8 protein-coding genes are annotated in these 18,487 nt (G+C 36.7%); 2 read left to right on the plus strand and 6 right to left on the minus strand.

Annotated features, from left to right (window positions below):
- Positions 1–225 precede the first annotated feature (225 nt).
- Complete coding sequence (locus tag ABIE27_RS20780) at positions 226–9,084, minus strand: non-ribosomal peptide synthetase (RefSeq protein ID WP_123064840.1); 8,859 nt, start codon at positions 9,082–9,084, stop codon at positions 226–228.
- Positions 9,085–10,497: 1,413 nt separating this feature from the next.
- Between ABIE27_RS20780 and loaP the strand changes: the two genes are divergently transcribed.
- Entirely contained in the window at positions 10,498–11,103 is a 606-nt protein-coding gene (gene loaP, locus ABIE27_RS20785) for an antiterminator LoaP (protein WP_123064839.1), read from the plus strand.
- Between the two features lie 1,075 nt (positions 11,104–12,178).
- Here the strand turns inward: loaP and ABIE27_RS20790 are convergent.
- The 4 genes from ABIE27_RS20790 to ABIE27_RS20805 all read right to left on the minus strand — a co-directional run bounded on the left by ABIE27_RS20790 (position 12,179) and on the right by ABIE27_RS20805 (position 15,879).
- A complete protein-coding gene (locus tag ABIE27_RS20790) occupies positions 12,179–12,421 on the minus strand; it encodes an acyl carrier protein (protein WP_123064838.1) in 243 nt (80 codons plus the stop codon).
- 19 nt (positions 12,422–12,440) lie between these two features.
- Positions 12,441–12,830 (minus strand): helix-turn-helix domain-containing protein, encoded by a 390-nt coding sequence (locus ABIE27_RS20795; protein ID WP_123064837.1) that lies wholly within the window; start codon positions 12,828–12,830, stop codon positions 12,441–12,443.
- 1,118 nt (positions 12,831–13,948) lie between these two features.
- Positions 13,949–14,674: a hypothetical protein gene (locus ABIE27_RS20800; protein ID WP_123064836.1), complete on the minus strand. Its 726-nt coding sequence runs from the start codon at positions 14,672–14,674 to the stop codon at positions 13,949–13,951.
- Between the two features lie 629 nt (positions 14,675–15,303).
- Positions 15,304–15,879: a TetR/AcrR family transcriptional regulator gene (locus ABIE27_RS20805; RefSeq protein ID WP_123064835.1), complete on the minus strand. Its 576-nt coding sequence runs from the start codon at positions 15,877–15,879 to the stop codon at positions 15,304–15,306.
- 156 nt (positions 15,880–16,035) lie between these two features.
- On the opposite strand from ABIE27_RS20805, the gene ABIE27_RS20810 reads away from it, so the two are divergent.
- Positions 16,036–16,956 (plus strand): ketopantoate reductase family protein, encoded by a 921-nt coding sequence (locus ABIE27_RS20810; RefSeq protein WP_123064834.1) that lies wholly within the window; start codon positions 16,036–16,038, stop codon positions 16,954–16,956.
- Between the two features lie 336 nt (positions 16,957–17,292).
- Here ABIE27_RS20810 and ABIE27_RS20815 read toward each other — a convergent pair whose 3' ends face one another.
- Positions 17,293–18,327 carry a hypothetical protein gene (locus tag ABIE27_RS20815; RefSeq protein WP_123064833.1) on the minus strand — a complete coding sequence of 345 codons (1,035 nt, stop codon included), beginning with the start codon at positions 18,325–18,327 and terminating at the stop codon, positions 17,293–17,295.
- Between the last annotated feature and the right edge of the window lie 160 nt (positions 18,328–18,487).

The following is an 18,487-nucleotide window of genomic DNA, read 5'->3' on the forward strand; positions in this document are numbered from 1 at the left end:
ACTATCACTTTTTTGTTCCCAAGAGTCGTCCAGTTTTGCCAGCGTGTCATAACACTCTCGTGCAAAGTAGGTAAATGCAGGGGGTACTTGTCGATTTTGTAGGCGATACAGCGAAATCTTCGCCATTTTCAACTTTGGAAAAATGGCGAAGCAAGTCGATATTTATTTCCCCCCTGAATTGCCCTGTCTTATATTAGTAGAACAAGCAGCAACAAATTAATAATATTATTTACCACAATCGCTTGTAATAAGCTTCAATTGCGATATGTTAACCTCTGGATTTGCCAAAACAACTTTTAGTACTTCGTGGTAGTAATGGGCATACTTTTTAACCAGTGCATCCGAATATTTTTTTCTATTGTACTCAATAGTCAATCGTATTGTTTTTGTCGCTTCAGATATAACAAATTGAATATCAAACTGAGTTTCAATTTGCTTCCACTGGAAAAGCGATATTGCTATATCCTTTTCCAAACCATGTATAACAGGTTCTTCTTGGTAAATGAATACGGTATCGAAGAGAGCGTTGCTTTCCGTGACACCCTGGATTCCTAGTTTCATAATTAACCAATCTAATTGGTATTCACGATTACCAATTGCTTGATATACTTTCGTCTTTACCTTATCCACTATGTCTTGGAATTGATTAATTGAGTGGATCGTCACTCTTATCGGCAATGTGTTCACAAAATTCCCAACGACATTATCCATATTTAACTGTGACCTTCCGTTTATCGGAACTCCGACTACAATATCCTCATTTCCAGAAAAGTGATATATAAGCATTTTATATATTGAGAGTAGTATTACATTTTTTGTTGTCTTTAGCTTCACTGCCAAATTGTTAATCTGTTTAGCTTCAGTTTCACTAAACCAAACATCTATTTTACAACCATCAATTTCTATATCTGGATTAGTGTAATCACTTGGAAGGGATTCGTTGGCTTTAATATTGGAAAGCTCCTGCAGCCAATACTTTTCCATACTATCGAATCGACCAGCCCCCTTTTCCTGATTCTGCCAAACTGCATAATCTTTGTACTCTATATCTAATGGAGGGAGTGGCTCTTCCCTGTACAATGCAGCGAATTCCTTCGCCATATTCATTATTGATAAAGCATCCGATATAATATGATGCATATCGAACATCAGTAAAAATTCTTCATTTTTACATTCGATTAATCCAACCCTTAACGGCAATTGGGACGATAAATCAAAGGGCCGGATAAATTGTTTAACTACAACCTCCAGGTTTTGTTGTTCAGAAACTGTTTCTTCTAAATCAACACAATAATTATCAATGATAACTTGTACAATATCGCCGTTCACATAATCAAATTTTGTTCGCAAAGATGAATGCCTTTCGACTAATGAATTTATTGCCTTGACTAATCTTTCTTTATTAAGCCTGCCCTTTATCCTAAGGAGAACAGGCATATTGTAACTTGTTGAGTTAGGCTCCAATTGATTAAGGACATACATCCTGCTTTGCTCTGCAGATAGAGGATAATATATTTTCTCTATTGATCTCTCAATCAAAGGTGCATTTCCAGTTATCGACAGTCCCTTTATAAAATGAGATTGCGCTTCGATGGTTGAACACCTGAACAATTCAATTATTGGAATATTTTGATTAAATGCAGCATTCAATCGTTCCGTAAGAAGCATTACATTGATGGAGTTACCTCCTATTTCGAAAAAATCATCGTGAATACTAATCTTTTCTACCTGTAATATCTCCTCCCAACATGATAGTATTTGTTGTTGAAGATCGTCTCTTGGCTCCTCGTATTTCGATTCCGTCACGTATATCTCATCAGGCATTGGCAATGCCCCGCGATCTATTTTTCCATTTGGAGTAGAGGGCAACGGATCTAACGCAACAAAACAAACTGGGACCATGTAATTCGGGAGAAAATCTCGCAAATAAGCTATTAATTCTTTCTTATTAATATTAGTCTCTCTTTCAATATAGGCAATGAGAAATAGTTGACCATTGGGATCATCTTTTGCAGATACTACACATCTACTTCCTTCGAAGTACATGCTAATTACATTTTCAATTTCCTCCAAATCTATACGATACCCTCTGATCTTTATCTGATGGTCGGTTCTGCCTAACAGTTCAATTTCCCCTGATGGTAACCATTTAGCCAAATCGCCTGTTTTATAAATTGTCCCGAAATTACTGTTTGTAAATTTCTCGGATGTTAATCTATCATGGTTAAAATATCCGCGCGCGAGCCCATCACCCCCGATATATAATTCACCGATCGCTCCAACTGGTTGAACTTTCATATTATGGTCTAAAATAAAGACTCTTGTATTGTATAATGGAGTACCAATGTTAACTGTATTGGTATGAGTCATTTCTTTCATCGTGGACCAAACCGTGGTTTCTGTCGGACCATACATGTTATAGACTCTACCATTGCTTAATGTCCGCAACCTATCCACTATTCCCATTTTTAATGTTTCTCCACCAATTAGAAAAGTCTCAACATCTCTTAAAAAGTCGCTATGACCGTTCTCAATTAATAACTGTTCTGCACGTGAAGGTGTCATTTGGACAATCGATATGTTATTATTCTTTATTAGTCCTAATATTTCTGAAGGTAAATATTGTTGCTCGCTACTTGCAATAACCACACTCATCCCTGTAAGCAACGGTAAGATTACTTCTATAACAAAAATGTCAAAAGAGATCGTTGTTAGAGCAAGTACTGTTTTTGACTCGTCCCATTCGAGACGGTTCTTGATACTATGATATAAATTTACGACTGAACGGTGCTCAACCATAACCCCTTTTGGGAGCCCTGTAGATCCAGAAGTGTAAATAAGATATGCCAAGTCCCTAGAGTGAATATTGTTACGGACTAATTTCTTTTGTTCTTCAATGTAATGAATATCCTCCAATACAATTATTTCACCCTCAAATGAAATATTACTTGGACACTCGCTGTCGACGATCAAGAGCTTAGAACCGCTGTCAGTCAACATGTGATTTATCCTATTTATAGGGTAGTTTGGATCGATTGGCAGATATGCGCCCCCAGCCTTCAGAATCCCTAACAAAATTACTACCATATCAATGGATCTCTTAACCATTAAGCCGATAATAGGATTCTCAGGCAATTCCATTGTTAATAATAAGTTTGCCAATTGATTAGATCGTTCATGTAACTCCCTATAAGAAATTTGCCGATCATTCATTATTAAAGCGACTCGATCCAGGAGACGAACAACCTGGTTTTCAAACAGTTTAGTGATGGTGCTCTCTTTATCATATTCATAGTGAGTTTGGTTAAAGTCCTCCTTTATTCGTTTTTCCTCAATGTCAGAAATTATCTTCATATTGCCAATTGACGAACAATGACCATTGGAGATACTCTCCAAAATAGTTAAGTACATTGACATCCAATTTACGATCGTTTTTTTCTTATACAAGCGAGTGCTATATTCAATACTGCATAACCATATGTTCCCTGACCGATTAACATTCAAAGACATATCAAATTTTGATGTTTTTGATTTTACTTCAATTGGGTTAATAGTAAGACCCTCGATTTTAATGCTATCAGTCATATTGAATGAAAAAGTAGTATCAAATATCGGATTCCTGTTGATATCACGCTTCACGTTAAGCAATTCTACAAGTACTTCTAAAGGTAATTTTTGATTATCAAAAATGTCTATGGTGTTCGTTTTAACATTGTGTAGTAGTTCACTGAAAGTTTTCTCTGAATTGATTTGGATTCTAATTGGTACTGTATTCACAAATAGACCTACAATATTTTCCAATTCCAAATTATCTCTACCAGAAACAGGCACACCAACAACAATGTCTTCGCATCCGCTATATTTATGGAGGAAAACATAATATGCACCTAGTAGTAACATGAATAAGGTCGTATTATTCTCCAAGGCTACTCCGCGTAATCGCTCCATTAACATACCAGGAATTTCAAACGTATAGCTGTCACCCGAGTAGTCATTATACATTGGCCGTACGGAATCTGAAGGCATGTCTAGTAGTGGAATTCCATCCTCAAACACCTTTTTCCAATATTGTTTAACCCCTTCATCATATATAATGTTTTGCTGCCACTCCGCGTAATCTTTATACGTCAAAGTTGGGGTATCCAGTTTTGCGTTATCTTGGTATAATTCCATGAATTCTTCTATTAATACGTTAACTGAAATGCCGTCAGCGATTATATGGTGCATATCAATCATCAGAAGATATTCATTATCTCCTATTTCTACCCCCCCCACTCTAATTAGGCCTGGTTTCTCAATCTGAAACGGCCGTATAAATTTACGCAACAATTTATATTGTCCAAGCTTAGTATGAGCAACAAACCGTTCTAGAGAAAAGTCAACATGTGAATACACTTTTTGTACAGGTTCATCCTGAATAATTTCAAATCCGGTTCTTAACATCTCATGCCGTTGGATCAATTTATTAAAAATATTCTCTACTTTATTAAGATCTATCCTCCCCCTAATATGTAATGCTCCAGTGATATTGTATGCCGTATGCACATTGGTTTTAGATAAGAAAAATATCCTTTTTTGGGCAGATGATAAAGGATAATACTCTATACCTTCTGCTGATTTGGGAATTGAATTAGCTGCTGTATCTAGATTACTCTCAATGTTGTTTTGGGATTCAGCCTCAATATACCAGGCTAACTTTCTAATTGTCGAATATTCGAAAATTTTATTTATGGGTACTCTTACGTTAAATCGTTTATGCATAATAGATACTAATGATATTACATTTAAAGAATGCCCTCCGAGTAAAAAGAAATCATCCTCTATCCCATTAGGTTGTATACCGAGGAGTTCAGCCCAAATCTCCATTAGAGCAATCTCCAAGGTTGTAGTTGCGGGAGAGTAAGATTCCGTTTGATCCAAACTATAGCCTTGAATTAACGAAAGTGCTTTTTTATCTACCTTACCATTCCTTGTTAATGGAATTTCGCTTACAACCGTGAACCTGGATGGCATCATGTAGTAAGGGACAATCTCGCTCAAATGTGAACGAATATCTTGAACTAGTAGAGTGCTGTTAAGTGTTAGATATGCTACAAGAATCTTATTACCCATGCTATCATTTTCTGCAGTAACCACGGTCGAACAAACTTTCCCATGTCTCACCAACGCATTCTCAACCTCTGACACTTCAATGCGAAAACCTCTAACTTTTACTTGCTCATCTGCTCTGCCAAGGCAAATAACTTCGTCGTTATCAGGCAGGACTAATCCAACGTCACCGGATCTATAGTATTTTTGTTCAATCCCCTGTATGGCTGCCGTAACAAATTTTTTACTGGTTAAGTCTTGCTGATTCAGATACCCCGCTGCTACTCCACCACCCCCAATGACAATTTCGCCTATTGCTCCAGGAGGCAGTCGTCTCATTTTATCGTCTACAATATAAAGATTTAGGGAAGGAATTGGTTTGCCAATACTCCTGCATCCAGTATTTATGTCTTCCTTAGAAAGTTCTTTATATGAAACATGTACTGTCGTTTCAGTAATGCCGTACATATTCACTAGTTTTATAGAAGGATAGACATTAATCCAGTCGATTAACATGGAGCTATTTAATGCCTCACCACCAAAAATAACATACTTTAATTCTATATTCTTATAGTCAATCTTACCTCTTAGAATTTCAGAAGATAGATGATAGAACGAAGACGGGACTTGATTTAATACTGTAACCTTTTGTTCCGCAATTAGTGTTGCGAATTGCTCATAATCCTTAGTAATCGAATTTGGAACAATTACGAGTTTCCCCCCAGTAATTAAGCACCCAAACATTTCCCATACGGAAAAGTCGAAACATATCGAATGAAACATTGTCCATACTTCTCTACTATTATTTAGCTGAAATAGAGAATTTATATTAGAGAGAAGACTTACTACATTCTTATGTGTTACTATTACTCCCTTAGGATTTCCCGTTGTTCCTGATGTGTAGATAATATAAGCAGGAATGTCATCATTGTTATTTCCATTGCGATGTGTTTCGCTTGAAACAGTTTGCAATTGATCCCACAGCTCTTCAATATTTATGCAATTATATTGACTTGTCTGAGGGAGTTGGGTATCACACATGACGGTATTAATATGGGCATCATTAATAATATGAAGTATTCTCTCAGTTGGGTACGATAGGTCAATCGGAACATAAGTGGCGCCCGCCTTCAATATACCTAAAATTACTACAATCATCTTCTCGGATCGATCGAGTAAAACCCCTATATTCTCACCGGGCAAAACCCCTTGTGAATGAACCAAAAAATTACATACTCTGTTAGAGTAATCCTGTAATTCGGCATAACTTAATGTGATTCCGTTAAACCATACGGCTACCTGATCCGCCCTTACTTTTACTTTTTCTTCTAGTAATTCATGAATTGTCATATTGTTTTGTACAGCTACAAAGTGAGCCGGTATAACGTTGCCTACATTATCGAACTTTATTTGATCGAACTTATTAACTCCTTTGATAATTTGACGACTTATATTCTGCAGTACGGACAAAAAACCATTCAAGTTCGTTGAACTGGTACTGTTGGTTAGTTTCAGTCTAATTCCAGCTGCAGTTTCAGCTACCAGCAAATGAATTTCTTCAGCTGCATAATTAATGATATCCTCAATATACGTTTGATCCGTTTCACTATTGAAAAAAAAGTTTTGAAAATTATAAAAGAAAGAAACCCCTTGATCACCTATGATCCTTTTTAGTTCCATAATAGAGACCATATCGTGATTATTAAGGGATTTCTTTTGTATTCTTAAGCATTGTAAGAACTCCACTACCTCGTTGCAAACCGACCCAAGGTCTATAACAACCGGAAGCACTCCGTAGAAACAACCAACTATCTCTTCCCCCCATCTGTGCCTCCCTGAAACGATTTCAAAAAACTGTAGATTCCTTTCTCTAAAATAAACACTTAATAAATATGCATATAATCCTTTAAAATAGAGAGGAACAGAAACTCCATTTTGCTTACAAAACTTTTTAATTGCGTTATATTCATCCAAAGACAAAACCAAAGCTTCCTCTTGTCCTTTGTTTATAGGGGGGAGGATATTGGCTTGTAGTTTCTCAGTCTGTTTGAGCCTTTCTTCCCAGAATTGTATCGTATCCTTTTTATTATATGATTCTATTACTTTTACTGTTGTTTTTAAGTACTCTTCTTTTGTTACCGATTTGATTTTCTTCGATTCGCCACGATAACATTCGAGAAGATTTTTAAAATAAATGCGAGCAGAAGCACCATCAAATATTAGATGATGTATATTTATTATTGCGATATAACACTGTGGACTTAATCGAATTAAATAATGTTGAACAAGTGGTAATTTGATTGAATGAGTTATTCTATCTGTGAATTGGACTACAATTGGCTTCAAATCTATTAATGATAACTTTTTAGAATTTACTGAATAATGAGAAATTTCTTCATAATAGAATCTATTCTTTATGTCTATTTCGTCTGATAACTTCAAATAATGAATCCCATTTTGTTCTACTAGCTCGCTTTTCAATATTGGATATATGTCTTCTAGTTGACTCAATGCATCACACCATTGGTCAATTTCAAGCTTTTCATGTATGATCTGATAGTATGTTAGACGATGATAGTTGTCTGCAGGATTCTTCAGACAGCTATAGAGTAATTCGTTTTGAATTGGAGTTAACGGCAGCAGACTTGCCTCTTTGAATAAGTTTTCTGATATCAGTTCCATTAATTCAGTCATTGATTTGTTTTGGTGTACAATTATCCTTTGAATAACTTCATCGAAAAATTTCACTATACCAATTGCCATTTCTTCAGTTATACAGCTTTTTTTATACATTATTTTAAGCGAAAACTTATTTTGTCCGTATTTAACAATTGCAGTGAGGTTATAATTTGTGGCCTCATCCATAGAAATTGATTCAATCTCTATTCCTTTAATGGATTGAAAAAACATATGATCAACAGGATAATTTTCGATGCCGATAACAGAATCAAAGATATCTTCCGAATTGACTTGATTTAAACACTTTTTAATATCAACTAGTGATGTTTGTTCAAATTCTGTCCTCTTATTTAGGTGAATTGATAGCCGCATGATAAACTGGTTAACTGTCTCATCACTTTCTGGTCTTATTCGTAATGGAAGTGTATTTATAAACAAACCAACAATATTCTCTATGCCCCGAACATTTGAATTTCTCCCTGATACAGTTGTACCGAAAATCACATCGTCTCTGCGTGAATAACGTTGCAACACCAAGCCCCAGGCTGTGTAAAAAATTGCGGCTTCAGAAACCCCAATCTTGGCAGCAGCCTCCTCTAGCGCTTTCTTACTTACTAAAAGATCTAAGCTAATATTCCCTTGCTCAGTAATTTCCGTCATTTCACTTTTTAAACGATTTTCTTGTGGGAATATGGAGTTATGAGTATAACTCTCCAAGTACTCACTCCAAAATTTATTCGAATCTACACTTTGGGATTGCACTACTTGCTTTACGTGATCTTTAAACTCTCCCTTCGAAAACAGGGACACTTGTTGATTGTGAAGCAGTTGTTGATAATAATAAAAAAATTCTTTTAATATGATTGCATTGCTCCACCCGTCATACAAAATATGATGATTGCTAATGATCATCTTGTATTGATTTAAACCCATTTTATATAGAGTAACACTGAATGGGATTTGTTTTAAATCCACCCTCTTCTGTAAATCACGATCAATATACAATCGTTTCTCTTCGTTCGTATAATCCACTAAATCGATTATCTTAATTCGCATATAGTAACTTTTAAGCATAATTTGTACAGGATGTTCTATTTTTTCCCATCTGAATACTGTTCGGAGCATCTCATTGGTTTCTACAACATGATTCCATGCAAGCTCACAAGTTTTATAATCAACTTCGCCATTAATATTTATAGTTAAATGTCCAAAATAATTATTATTTTCTTCGTTACTCAGGTAATGATATAACATTCCCTGCTGCATTGGTGAAAGCGGGAGAATATTTTGCACATTGCTCTGCGAGACAATAGACATTGTTAAACCTCCTGAGATAAAATTCTGCTAATCTTTTCATATATGGCATACAGTAAAAATTTATATACTCCTGAATGGCATTCGTTAGGTACTCATACTCCTCTGGATTTTTTGACACGAATGCAAAATTTCTGGCAATGGCCAATATGATGAAAGCATTCATTTGATAGAAGAAAAGTTCCGAATCAATTCTATTTGTTGAGTATTCCTCAAGTAAAGCCTTTCTTTCATCCAAGTCCAAATGCAAAAAAGTAGTAGCGATATCAAACTGATAGTACCCGAATCCGCAACAGCATGTTGTGTTGTTGCAAAAAAAACACACCTCAAGGGTGCATGTCTCCAAATAATAGAATATGTGATGTGACGTCAGTGGGAAAAACAGACACAGCTTCGCCCATTCATCCAGTGTAACCGCATTCAATTATATATATATGTCCCCTGTTATTAATAACGTGCCGAAACAACGATTATCATAGTAAAACAGGTTGTTGTAATGCCCAATTGTCATTCCAATACAATTTTATACGATTTGTATTATATTGTAAACCGGAAATTCATAATACCTTATTATACTTATTTAATTTTCTAAACATGACATCATCGAATAATCCTTGAAGCATTTAAGCAATCCGGCAAACCGTAGGTCTAGTTGAAGGTGTATCCAAGGAAAGTATTCTTTCCAGTCTTCGTGGCGATTTCGCGGATCATAACGATCAGTTGCTGGAGATAAGTTAACGCTAATTGAGCCAACAAGTTAATGAGTGAGGGCCACCAAGTTAATCGAATAGAGCCGCATAGTTAATGGGGAGAGCCACTTAACGGATTCTCTGGAAGAATGGAGCAATGTGTCGCTCGATGTAGCGCATAATCCATCAAGGGAGAGTACCTCCTGGATCATCACCACACTTCGCAATCAAACCTTCTTATCACTCCCCGAACTGAATGCCTCCATTCATGAGAAGCTATCGGATCTCAATCAGCGATCTCCATTTTATATCGCGTGTACGGTATATACGCTTCATCTTGTGACCATCTTGACGTACCACCAAACATGCTGGCACATAGAGACAGGTTACCAATATTTTAAGGAACTGCTTGGCTTCGACCAGTTAAGCTCGCGAAGACAGGACTTCATTTTACATTCTTAACCATGTTCACTACACCGCGCATAGCCTTGTTTTACAGTACTCACGACACGTCTGTCCTTTTTTCGAGATCATTTCTAGTTTTTACAAGAGTCAAGTTATTGAGTAATAGGTATTGCTTTTAAATCTGCCGGATTATCATGACAAATTAAATTTCACTTATTTTTGCTACCTTTACATTGCCGAATTATAGTATCTGATTTTAAAGAATAGCTTTTTATTGTTAATCTAATATAGTAGTGTAAATAATAAGAAGGAGGCGTAATACATGCACTGGTATGCACTATTTGTTGAAGCTGGTAAAGAAGAGTTGGTTCAAACATTAATTAACAAGTATATTGATGAGCCCACAGTACGCACTCTTGTTCCAAAACGAAAAATTTGCGAAAAAAGAAAAGGTAAATATTTTCATATTGATAAACCATTATTTCCTGGGTACGTATTGATACACACACAAATGAATACTACTATATATTATAAATTAAAAGAGATACCTAAATATTATAGGTTATTGAATATGTATAATAACAAAGAGACAAACAATCAGATAAATACAAGAGTTGTACATGATACTGAGCAAAAGCATCCAGAACCTACATACCTCTTTTCAGAAATCAGTGATAACGAAATGTCATTAGTATTACAACTTCTTGGAGATGAACAAGTAATTGATTATTCGAGAGTGTACTTTATAAATTCTAAAGTAATCGTCCAATCCGGTCCTTTAAAAGGAAAGGAGGGAATAATCAAAAAAGTAAATAAACACAAAAAAAGAGTTAAAATTCTCCTTAATTTTATGGGAAATGAGATAGCAATGGATGTTGGTATCGAATTGTTATCATCAAGAGAATATATTGATCCTACAGGTCCCTGAACCTGCAAAAATAATGTCACGTAACACCGTATATGAAGCTTGGATACCGCTTAACAACCTGCTCGCTCTAAGATCTAAAAAGGCAGTATTGGTTGTGCGAGTGGTTGTCCGTTGCCCTTCTTGAGTCACCCTTTGATAAATCGAGACGGCGTTAGATGGAGCTATATCTGCGATTCATCTAGAGAATAGCTCACAAAAGTGCATCAGTTTCTGCAAGAGAATGGTGCGTGTATGTTCAGGTGCAGTGCATACTGTAAACCTGTAGTTTGCAATAGACGACAGTGACAGATGCCACGCAAACTAGAACCCACATGGCTAAAGGCCTTGTTTTGTGAAGTTTGCGGCTAGGCAACTGATTTAAATAGTTGAAGGTTAACATCTTATGTGCATTCTTTGAAACGATATAAAAGTATGAGGACGGCGTACATGCACTGAAACAGCCGGCGTGTGCGATACAGTGAAGGATGTGGAACCGGAGATACTTAAAGGATTAAGAAAAAGCGGGGAAAGGGCTGGAGCTGGCGGCTATCGCAGAACGCCTGAAAATCAGACGAAAGATGTTAGCAAATACATGGTAGAACACGAGTTTGTGCAACACCCAAAAACCACAACTGAAGACCAACCTTAAGGTTGGTTCATACACGGTAGAAACGCTAGCGCCGAGAAGCTCGTTAATGCCATTAAAGCAGGCGTCACCCTGATGAACAGCTGGTTAACACATACGCCCTGATCCAGGAGTGACGCTCCATGTCATATCCGCACGGAATTTACTTCCAACATTTTTGTGATTGTGCTTATTGTCGTCGCCGTCCGAAGAACAATGAATGGCTGGCTCAACTGTCGACAAACCTAAAGCTTCCGGCTTACGAACGCGTCGTATCTATGGTAAGCAATGGAATAATGAAGCTTACTTCAAGTGAGCTAAGTCTTACTCCCCTCACAGTATTGGATCTTCAGTTTGGTCCAGCATTAATTTAAAAAAGTTGATTACCGCTGTACCCAGCTATATCAAAGAATATCTGCCGTTTTTAAGTTGTGAAAGTCGAGTTATATAACAATGGCTTAAATTTTTTCCCTAAATACTTGTAGACTGAAGACTCTGTATTATCCTATTAATGGTAGAAAAGTTTTCGAACAACAACTCTTCATCATTAAATGTCACTTCGAATCCCTCTTCTAGTTTCACAATTAATATGATTGATTTTAAAGAATTTAGCCCAATCGCTTCCAAATTCTCATCTGGCATTATATCATCACTAATTTCTAATATTTCCTGTAAATTACTCAATATTTTTAATCTCATAGCATGTTGATCCATTACAGTCTTCACCTGTCTTTTATGATTTTTCGTCACAGAAACAGCTTGTTGAAGAATTTATGGAACGATACATCATGGGTGGAACTCCATACCACCTTTTAAATAAGTCTGTAAACTGCGAATTGGATATATAACCAAGCTTTTTAGCAATTTCACCAATAGGATCATTGGATTGCGTCAATAGCTCTGCAGCCTTTATCATTCTAATACTTTGTAAATACTTCATAGGTGAAATTTTGAATACTTTTGAATATGTGTTGCAAAGATATGTAGGATGACATTGTATTATGTCTGACAATGCATGTAAACAAAGAGGCTGACTATAATTTTCACGAATATACCGATTGACTTTAATTAACCTACAATCAATTGCCCCAGAGAGATTTTTGCTCATAGAGTATCCATCCATCTATTAGTCTCATAATAATTCTCATGTTGTAGCAACATTACTATACACTAATTTACTAATCAAGCTGATAAAGCAGGCATTTGCCTTCTCCCTGCTCAGATCTCGTACAAAGATAGTCATAATACTCGCCTTTTAAGAGTAGTAGTTACATATATTTACATGTAATTACCCATTTTCACCAACTAAATCCAGATGTCACACTACTCATTGTTGCACTGGTTTGGTCATTTAGTCATCTATTTAGCAACTCCCTCATTAATAAACAGGTTCCTACCATTTGAACTTCAGGAACCTCATTTCATATTTCAGGGTAAAGTTACCATATTTGCTATGATAAAAAAAAATAACAAACCCGTCAAGTTGATTTGGCCAATGGTTGTTCCAAGGTAAGGCCAATCACTATATTTCAGGATATATCTGTGTTTCTTGTAAGCACATCATGTCCATAGAATAACGGCGTATATTTTGCGCGTACTGCCGGGAAATTCCTTCGCCATCACCTTCCCTAAATGCTTAGCCTACGCCATTTTGTATCATACCATATCGTTCATAATTCTTAAGGAACCCGTTGTCGATATGCTATGGTTTAAAATCCCCATATAATCTTCCCTTGGCTCTGAGTGAAGGTAAACATGACCCTCATCGTCCATATACTTATTCTATTGAAAAGACCTTCAGCATCGACTCGGTTCACGTATCGGAAAGTTATCCGTTCTTCAACAATGTAGAACTGATAAGCAATGGTGACACTACTCATTCCACATGACTTGAGTGTCGGTCGCTGTAATTTAAGCCGTAAGAAGAGAGGTGGCGGTAAACTTGTAGTGAATGTTTACCGAGCCATCCGCTTGAACTTCAATCTTATCAATAAAACCTATATACCATCTCAGGAGTCAGTTCGTCTAACTTCATGAACTGCTTGAGTTCCTTCTTCAATCGAACGATACTTTCCGCTGTACAACTGCTCTGAATTTAATATGAATTAAACTTCTTCATAATTACCCATATAAAACAGAACCCTTCCGTCATGTTGAAAGGGTTCTATAACCATCACATCTCATTTAAACTTTTCTCACCAATATCGCCACCGACTCTACATGCACTATTCCAATAAAGTTCTATTTAACATGATCCTCAAAAGAAATCTGAAATTCAGAGTAGTTTGAAGGATTGCTTTTTTCATATATTTTCAGAATAGCGGGTTCCCGGAAATCGATAGCATCTACGGAAAAATAGCTAGTCTTCATATCTCCTTTCACATTATTATCAATCTTATATGATTCAATTACTGTTCCGTCCTGTATCAATTCGGTAGCTAGCATCCTAGCCGTTCCACTCAGCACATAAGCAGTAAATGAAATAGAATCATAGTTGATCAAGCTCCTAACATCATCAATAGATGCCGTCTTATCGTACTGCATATATTGATTATATGAATGTGCTGTCACCAATCTGTACGGTGTGTTGATAAAAACATCCATGTATTCAAACGTACTATCCTTGCTGGTCGATGATAATAAGGGTAATTTAAAACTCTCACGAAATGCCTTATTAGTTTTTTTTCCGTCATTGATCGCCTCAATGATTTTATCATCTGTTAAATAATAGATATATTCGGTATTCGATGATTCTGCTTCGAGTTTCTTGTCAACCATTCCGTTTGCTGCATTTGATTCATATGTATTCTCTTCTTCTATAACATGTTCACTTGCTGGTAATTCTAGTGAATCTGAGTTACTACTCGCACTTCCCTTTTCAACCAAATCATATTTAGTTAATACATACAGCGCAACACTTACTCCTAAAGAAACAAATAATACAAAGAATAGAATTTTAGCCTTCATTAAATGTACGCCACCCTTTAGTTTAACTTATCGTAAAAAATGTACAATGCAATTTCCCTACCATGTTAATTTTTCGCAACAGTCCGAGCGGAACGGTGAATTTCGACATTCTATATGATACCCTCCTTCAACTAATTAAATTTAAGTATATACTACCATTATCGAGTAAAAATTTGTAATTATATTATCGAATTATGTCAAAAAGTAGCGTGCTCCCCCTTGTAGAGAGGCTCTTACAGTGCACAATAAAAAGCCCAGACCTGATTAGGCTAGGCTTTTCAAGACAATGGTTGTTATATTTCATTTACTTTTTTGAGCAGTACCGTCACATTTCATTTCTTACCATCAATACTATGCATTCCAAATGTGTCGTATGCGAGTAACGATTCTATTATCAGGGTTTCTGTTATATTAGCAAAAAAGCACAGGAATATGGCTTTTTCGTCATCGCATATATTGATTTATCTGCTGTTATCGCCGTTTAACATCAACGATCCATGGCCTTGTGACAGTGTCTATTATAGGAAACATCCCCAAGTACCAGGGATTCTATTGCAGCAAGTCCCTCATTCTCATTCTCATTCTCTTTTTCTTTTTCTTTTTCCTCGTCCCCTTACTTTTTATTCGATTCATTGGCGCCGAGGATTGACCGATCCAAAAATATGATATGGCGTTATCCCCTTTGCAAATAGGCTATCAATCAGTCCGACCAATTCTTCTGATGATAGATCTTTGCCGTTGCGTATCCAAAGGCGAAACATAGATATTAATGTTGATATGTAAAACTCAATGATATATGGTGCCAAAGCATCATCTGATGGAAAATCCACAATCAATCGCTCAAAGGGAATTTCCCTTTTCAGGCGTTCTATAAAATGTACAGAGCCATAGTCGCCCAAGAGGGCTTTCAGAATTGCAATGTCCTCTGCATTTTCCAAGCACTGAAGTGCATCTTGGAAAGTATGTGTGGAAAACTCTCTGCCTGCCATTTCCTCGTTAATGGACTTCAAGATACGTTCTTCAACATAGTCCAACAACTCATAGATATCCGTAAAGTATTGATAAAATGTACTGCGATTATATCCTGATTGCTTAGCAATCTCTTGAATGGATATTTTCTCGATGGGTTTTCGGCTGTATAAATCGCAGAATACATTAACAAATGTCTGCCTTGTTTTGTCCGTCATTTCAGGTTGCTTATGCATGATTTCCCTCCGTTTTCTATTCCATCCGTCTAACCCATCATACGACAGATATAAAAAATCTGATGGTTGATGACCGTATAGTGAATCCATACAATAACATTATACAACACGTTGTTGGATTATTAACGAGGATAAATTACATTTTTAGGAGGTAATATGAGAATTTTATTCTTCGGTAGAGGTGTCATATCGACCCAATATGCTTGGGCTTTTGAAAAGGCAGGGCACACAGTAGAGTTTTACGTAAGAAAAGGGAGAAAAGAAACCTTCGGAAGCCATATAGAGCTTGAAATGTGGGATGCGCGAAGAGGGAAACAGCTCATACAAGAAAGCTGGAACGTCAAACTGCATGAGGAGATTAACCCAAATTATGATCTCATTATTGTAAGTGTCAACACGGAACAACTTCCAAAAGCAGCACAATTACTATCGACCGTTGCTGGAAACACCCCTGTCCTCATATTCAATAACATTTGGCAAGATTTGAAATCATCGATCTCACCTTTGTCTATGAACAATGTTGTCTTTGGGTTCCCAGGAGCCGGCGGCGGCATTGCGGACAATAGGCTTAGAGGCGGCTTTTTGAAAATGCTATTTCTTGAAAAACCACGGGCAGGCACGGAACAATTAAACAACAAGGTCAAAGATCTATTTGAAAGTGCCCATTTTAAAATTAGTTGGATAAAGGATATGCAAAACTGGCTGTGGAATCACTTTGCCATGAATGCAGCTATGGAAACCGAGGTGTTGAGACGAGGAAGTTTTCCAGCACTCTTGAACCATCGTGACTCATTTGCCAATGTTGGGAAAAATATGAGAGAAATTGCACCTGTACTTAAAGCAAGAGGTGCTAAGATTGATATGATTTCCCTACTGCTGACTAAGATTCCGGCGCCACTTCTCAGTACGCTTTTTAACAAGGTTATTTTGGCAAAGGGCAGCATACCACGGCTTATCATCGAATACAACAACAGCAAACCAAATTTTGCGGTACTTGAAGTTGTGAGAGAAGCCAAAAAGTTAGGCATACCTTTACCACGCCTTATTACGGCAGTTGAAAACATTGAACAACATTAAAGCTATTGACAGCTGAAAAAATCGACAACTTGATATTGTTCAGACTAACATCAATCTACTTATGATTATATAAAACGATTCTCCCTCCGACGAACGGAAGGCTCATCCATTGCCCGCTAAAACACTATATCCTTACCAACATCGCCACCGACTCCACATGACTAGTGTGCTGTAACAAAATCAAAAAAAAAACGGCATCTCTGCCGTTTGTGTTTAAAGTGTTGATGCAGACAGCGGCGGCGGCTTCTCTGTTCGCGGCGGTTTTCATACGATGAAAAGACACACGCACAGTATGCCTGTTGATGCGGCTCATTTATAGCAATATTAGATGTGATTTTACCTATAAGCCTTTAACATTAAAAATAATTGATTATTAAAATGTACTTCATTCGTATATATTTTTGTAAATAAACCAATGCACTTGTCTATGATTTCCCCAGTGAACTTTTGGGACATGATGGCTTTATTCGAATAGATCCTTACTGTCTTCCAGTCATGAATAATTTGGTCCAATAACGGGTCAAGCGTATGTTTTGCATTGATATGATCAATGTTGTACTTATAGAGAGTATTTAACCTGTATTTCTCAGAACATTTTCTATAAATCGTACTGCTCAGTGTTTCTATAATCGTTTCATTTTTTATAATGAGCTCATAATTTTCTGCGAGCAACAGTATATTATTCAAACTTTCCGTTATTTCATTTTGATACCTGCACATATTTTCTACGAATGTATTTATGGTTGTGTCTGCTGACTTCTTATTGTTCAAGATCTCATGATTACCGGGGGGTACTAGCGCATATTCCCAAAAGTAGTCTGGCATCTTTACGTGTTCCGAAGTCATGCATGACCATTTAAATTCTGAAAATGGCAGAGAATATTGTCTGTATTCTGTAATATCATCAACCGTATATATTTCCTCGTTCGCAAGATTGAAGCCATAGACAAAAACAGGGTGCAGTCCATGTTTTTTGTTATAGTAAAAGTCTCTCCCGCGTTGATAAAATAAATCAATAAATATGGAAATCGGATGACCACTAGAAATAGAGTTTATGATCTCATCTTGTAACGTACCTAGTGCAGGGGATTTTTTACGAATAGAGATCCCCATATCCTCAAGGATTTGATCTCCCTCCTCAAGATTCAACACCTCTAACTTGAAATATCCTCTTGTTTGTATTTTTTGTTTATCAAATCTATAAATAGTAATGACATTATTCAAAATCGGCAACTCATCTTTTTTGAAATATCTGGCAAGTGTCAACAACAAATTGTATTCGCAATTAAAATAAGGAAAATTATGATGAGGAAACATTTTTGTCATGCCGTCGAAGGGCTGAAAGGTGTCCAGGGAAACAATTTCTTCCATACATATTTCTCCTATACTAGGACGTGTCTTGAAACCTACTGAAGTGCATCTTTTACCGCCTTTTCGCCCCCTGCTACGTCACTTTCCCTTGACGTGCCCCGGCACGCCTGCGGAAAACTTCCTGGCTTGGAACGAAAATTCAGCAAAATCTGCCGCCTTC

It is taken from the genome of Paenibacillus sp. 4624 (assembly GCF_050435065.1).
GTDB classification, from domain to species: domain Bacteria; phylum Bacillota; class Bacilli; order Paenibacillales; family Paenibacillaceae; genus Paenibacillus; species Paenibacillus amylolyticus_D.

Excerpts from the sequence above, each read along its gene's own strand:
- ABIE27_RS20780 (WP_123064840.1), bottom strand. The coding sequence starts at position 9,084 with ATGTCTATTGTCTCGCAGAGCAATGTGCAAAATATTCTCCCGCTTTCA.
- loaP (WP_123064839.1), top strand. The coding sequence starts at position 10,498 with ATGCACTGGTATGCACTATTTGTTGAAGCTGGTAAAGAAGAGTTGGTT.
- ABIE27_RS20790 (WP_123064838.1), bottom strand. The coding sequence starts at position 12,421 with ATGGATCAACATGCTATGAGATTAAAAATATTGAGTAATTTACAGGAA.
- ABIE27_RS20795 (WP_123064837.1), bottom strand. The coding sequence starts at position 12,830 with ATGGATGGATACTCTATGAGCAAAAATCTCTCTGGGGCAATTGATTGT.
- ABIE27_RS20800 (WP_123064836.1), bottom strand. The coding sequence starts at position 14,674 with ATGAAGGCTAAAATTCTATTCTTTGTATTATTTGTTTCTTTAGGAGTA.
- ABIE27_RS20805 (WP_123064835.1), bottom strand. The coding sequence starts at position 15,879 with ATGCATAAGCAACCTGAAATGACGGACAAAACAAGGCAGACATTTGTT.
- ABIE27_RS20810 (WP_123064834.1), top strand. The coding sequence starts at position 16,036 with ATGAGAATTTTATTCTTCGGTAGAGGTGTCATATCGACCCAATATGCT.
- ABIE27_RS20815 (WP_123064833.1), bottom strand. The coding sequence starts at position 18,327 with ATGGAAGAAATTGTTTCCCTGGACACCTTTCAGCCCTTCGACGGCATG.